This is a genomic window from Rhodococcus sp. A14 (genome assembly GCF_011603105.1).
GTDB lineage: Bacteria > Actinomycetota > Actinomycetes > Mycobacteriales > Mycobacteriaceae > Rhodococcus_F > Rhodococcus_F opacus.
Genome location: NZ_JAAOQS010000261.1, coordinates 1 through 1473, shown reverse-complemented (window position 1 = coordinate 1473; position 1473 = coordinate 1). Strand labels below are relative to the sequence as shown.

Genomic DNA, 1473 nt, shown 5'->3' with positions numbered 1-1473 from the left:
CCCCCACCCCGAACTTCCCGGGAGCCGCCCCGCGGTTCCCGCGCACCCCCAGGAGAGATGATGAGATTTGCCCTTCCCGATCACTGGGTCTGGGACAGTTGGATGGCCGACGACGGCACCGACCACCACCTGTTCTTCCTCCGCGCCTCCCGTGCCCTCCAGGACCGCGAACGCCGCCACTACCGCGCGACCATCGGTCACGCGACGTCTCCGGACGGCGAGGCATGGACCCTCACCGCCGACGCGCTGGCGCCCTCGGATGCCCCGGCCTTCGATGACCTCGCCACCTGGACCGGCTCCGTCGTCCGCGGCGCCGACGGGCTCTGGAGCATGTTCTACACCGGAGTGAGCCGGGCCGAGAACGGCCTCAAACAACGCATCGGCCGGGCGACCTCCACCGACCTGCTGACCTGGACCAAGGACCCCGACCTCGTCCTCGAGGCCGACGACCGCTGGTACGAACGCCTCGGCGAGGGCACCTGGCCGGACGAAGCCTGGCGCGACCCCTACGTCTTCGAACATGCCGGTCAGTGGCACATGCTGATCACCGCCCGCGCCAAATCCGGCGATCCCGAGGGCCGGGCAGTCGTGGGCCACGCCACCAGCGACGATCTGAGCCACTGGCACATCCAACCCCCACTCTCGACGCCCGCCGGGTTCGGCGAAATGGAAGTCCTGCAGGCGCACACCGTCAACGGGAAGCCGATCCTGGTGTTCTCCTGCGCGCCCAAGAACACCCGCGCCCACGCCGGGCACGATGCGGGCACCTGGATCGCCGAGGGACAGTCCCTGCTCGGACCGTGGAAGGTCACCGACGCGGCGAACGTCGACACCGCCGACCTGTACGCGGTGCAGATGCGGCGGACACGAGACGGCAACTGGATGACGTGGGGCTTCGACAACAGCGACGGACCGCACTTCGGCACCATCTCGTCCTCGAGTTACCCGCCGCCCACCGACACAGAAAGTTCGACACCGACGACCTGACACCACCGACACCCGCACCACTCACCTCACTCACTCGGATCGTCCGGCACGTTCCTGCCGGTGGAGGGACTCACTTTTCTCATGGCAACAATCACCTTTGACCACGCAACCAGGCTGTTCCCGGGATCGGACGTCCCGGCGGTCGATCAACTCGACCTGCACATCGAGGACGGCGAATTCCTCGTCCTCGTCGGCCCGTCCGGCTGCGGCAAGTCCACGTCGCTGCGGATGCTCGCGGGCCTCGAGGACGTCGACGGCGGGCAGATCCTGATCGGCGGCCGCGACGTCACGCATTCCGAACCCAAGGACCGCGACATCGCGATGGTCTTCCAGAACTACGCCCTCTACCCGCACATGAGCGTCGCGGAGAACATGGGCTTCGCCCTCAAACTCGCCGGCACCGACAAGACCGAGATCCGCACGCGCGTCGGGGAGGCCGCCGACATGCTCGACCTCGGCGACTACCTGGACCGCAAACCCAAGGCC

The 1473-nt window shown here is 67.8% G+C and carries 2 protein-coding genes; both read left to right on the top strand.

Going from position 1 to position 1473, the window contains the following annotated elements; all coding sequences use genetic code 11:
• On the top strand, window positions 1–987 hold a 987-nt coding region (locus G9373_RS45250; RefSeq protein ID WP_240961166.1), incomplete at its 5' end, for a glycoside hydrolase family 68 protein.
• Between the two features lie 81 nt (window positions 988–1068).
• Window positions 1069–1473: ATP-binding cassette domain-containing protein (locus tag G9373_RS45245; RefSeq protein WP_167121318.1), on the top strand; the 405-nt coding region annotated here is incomplete at its 3' end.